Below are 3,043 nucleotides of genomic sequence, written 5' to 3' on the forward strand. Positions count from 1 at the left end.
AACTCTCCATAAAAGTGTTTGATATAGCTCACTTCCACAGGATGTGGTGGCTTCGATGTTGCAACAGGACGTTGCGTTCTTAATCGAAGTTCATTCATCACTGTGACGTTTTAAAACATTGACGAGACATCATGTATCTCATTTATTTCGCTTGGCTTTTTGTTCAGTTTTCAAAGAACTTTTTCACGCCGTTTAATAACGACGAAATTAATTATATCATAATAATCAATTCTGCGCAATAATTGTTTTGAATTTAATTTCTTATTTAGTTCATTGATATTAAATTCTAACTTCGTGTTAAAGCGACAAGGATAATAATATCACAATATAATAATCGTGGCAAGTGCTTTTTTGAAAGTTATTATTAAACTTATTAAGAGCACCACCAGTAATAAAGACAAGAATTAAAATACGATATAAAATAATTCTACGCAATTGTTTAGTTAACCACTTTTATGTTACGACAGATGTATAAATTTATCACAGAAAACTAAAAAATACAAGGGTCTATTTGAGCTACGTTTATACGAATAGAGCAATACCTTCATTATAAAAACTGTCAGTATGGAACACTTACTACGTACCTCTGTGTAGTAAAATAAGGTTAATAAGAGAAATCATAAAATTTTATAATCGAAAATTCAGAGACAAAAAAACTAGCTAGAAGAAGCTAGTTTTCAAACAGTTAACACTTTAGGAGACCCAACCATTCATAACATCACATTTATTTACTACTTCATTCAAATGTGTTTTTCAACTCCCAGCAGCTAAATTGACGTTATAACTTTGAATAGTGATGTTTGTTCGTTCCGCATGTTAATTGAATTCCTTTCTGTTTTTTTACATACTTGAAATTACCTTTAACCATACATCACGACACAACTGAATTTTCTAACTGCCTTACTATAGTTCATTTGCTCATCCATAAACTTGTTGTTAAAGTTAATATACTTAATCCTCTAACCGCAATTGTTCTTCATTGGTTTTACGTTACTAACCTATCTTTAACGGAACCAACGTTGATGGTTGAGCCTCCTAAAGGGTTAACTTATTATGTTATTAGTATCTCTTTCTAATTAGATTATATCATACTTACCAATCGAAATTTTTGAACATTTAATGAATTAGGAAATTGCTAGAAAGCTCTAAAAAGTCTTTTCTAAGTACCAAAAGCCTCTTCAAAGCTTCCTTTTAAATATACCTTACAAAGATTATAGCCTTGGTCCAATTAATTAACACTAAGGCTAGTGAACACAAGATAACTCAATATTTATTTGAGATAACCCTTTACAACTTTACCTAGCTTTTTAATTCCTTGAACTATTTCTTTTTCACTGGAATAACTAAACGAAAGTCGAAGAAACTCTTTTCCGGCATTTTGATCTAAGAAAAAGTGTTTACCTGGAACAAATGAAACACCTTCTAATAACGCCTTTGTTAATAATCCTCCCGTATCTACACCTGTAATCTTAATCCATACAAAGTAACCCCCTTCTGGTATATGCCAGGAAACCGATTTAGGAAGGAATTTTTCAAGAGCTAAAATTAAAACTTCACACTTAGTCCTGTATCTGCCCCTTAGGACATTTAACCGTAATTGAAAATCTGTGTTGTCTAGATATGTAGCCATAGCCGCTTGTGAAAATGGATGATCTAGATCTTTTTTAAACCAAGCTAAGGCCGTTATGGATTTTGACGGACCTACTACCCATCCAATACGTAGTCCGGGTGCCACCACTTTTGATAATGAACCAACGTGAAGTACACGCCCCTTTTTATCCAATGCTTTGAGTGAAAGAAGACACTTATCAAAGAATAGTTCTCCATAAGCATCATCTTCTAAAATAAGAAAATTATATTCTGAAGCAAGCTCCAATAAATGCTGCCTCCGGTGCAACGTCATCGTTGTCCCTGTAGGATTTTGAAAAGTTGGAATGGTATATAAAAAGCGCGGAAGAGGCAAACCTTTACCTTTCCTTTCTACTAGTATTTTTTCAAATTCCAGTGTTTGTAGTCCGAACTGATCGACAGGTATACTAATAAAATTATGAGTGTAATTTTGAAAAATTTCTAAAGCTTCCATATACGTTGGAGCTTCTATAGCTACAGTCGTATCATTAGTAATGAGAATACGAGCAATTAAATCGATTGCCTGACAAGCTCCAGATGTGATCAATAACTCTCCATCAGAAACATCAATTTGACGTTCTACTAACCTTTTTTGAATTTGTCTCTTTAAATTAGCCATTCTTGGACTTCCAAGATAATGGAACGGTAAATCCTCCTCCTCCTCAAGCAGACCTACAATTGCTTTCTTTAGCTCAGTAACAGGTACGAGAGAAGGCTCCGGAAAGCCTGAACTAAGCCGAATACATTTATTAGGGGTTTCTGGCATCCACTCACCTGGCGGATTGTTCTCAAGAGCTTTTTTAGTATTCTCGGAAAAAAAAGACTCAATATTCACTACTATCATTCATCCTTCCGAAATCATCATTTCAAAAAATTAATGCTTATAAGTAGATTGTAGACGTTTGATCCCTTTATCGCTATTGTATCATCATTATATTAACTAGAAAGCTTACTCATCCTTTTTTCATACTAAAAAAGCACAACCCAATTGGATTGTGCTTGATGCCTAGCGACGTCCTACTCTCACAGGGGGAAGCCCCCAACTACCATCGGCGCTGAAGAGCTTAACTTCCGTGTTCGGCATGGGAACGGGTGTGGCCTCTTCGCTATCGCCACTAGACTTCTAAAAATGTGATAAAGCTTCGTATTTCTTCGTTGTCTGCGCTCACTGTGTTGCTCATGTAGCCTTTAAACGTACATTCCGCTACTCGTGAACTTGTCGCCTCGAACTACTCGCTTCTAACAATTTTATTGTTGGATTTTGATAAATCCTCATTTAGTTGAGATTGGTTCTCTCAAAACTGGATAATGGCTAGATGAATTCAACGCTTTATTATTTGGATAAGTCCTCGACCGATTAGTATCTCTCAGCTCCACGTGTCGCCACGCTTCCACCCGAGACCTATCAACCTCA

At 35.4% G+C, this 3,043-nt stretch carries 1 protein-coding gene and 1 rRNA gene; both read right to left on the minus strand.

Going from position 1 to position 3,043, the window contains the following annotated elements; all coding sequences use genetic code 11:
- Window positions 1-1,270 precede the first annotated feature (1,270 nt).
- The gene (locus ACNSTQ_RS22850; RefSeq protein WP_418202040.1) at window positions 1,271-2,464 is read right to left on the minus strand and encodes a PLP-dependent aminotransferase family protein; all 1,194 of its coding nucleotides are present in this window, start codon (window positions 2,462-2,464) and stop codon (window positions 1,271-1,273) included.
- Between the two features lie 169 nt (window positions 2,465-2,633).
- Window positions 2,634-2,749 (minus strand): 5S ribosomal RNA (gene rrf, locus ACNSTQ_RS22855).
- Between the last annotated feature and the right edge of the window lie 294 nt (window positions 2,750-3,043).

This window comes from Alkalihalobacterium sp. APHAB7, from assembly GCF_048323755.1.
Taxonomy (GTDB): Bacteria; Bacillota; Bacilli; order Bacillales; family Bacillaceae_F; genus Alkalihalobacterium.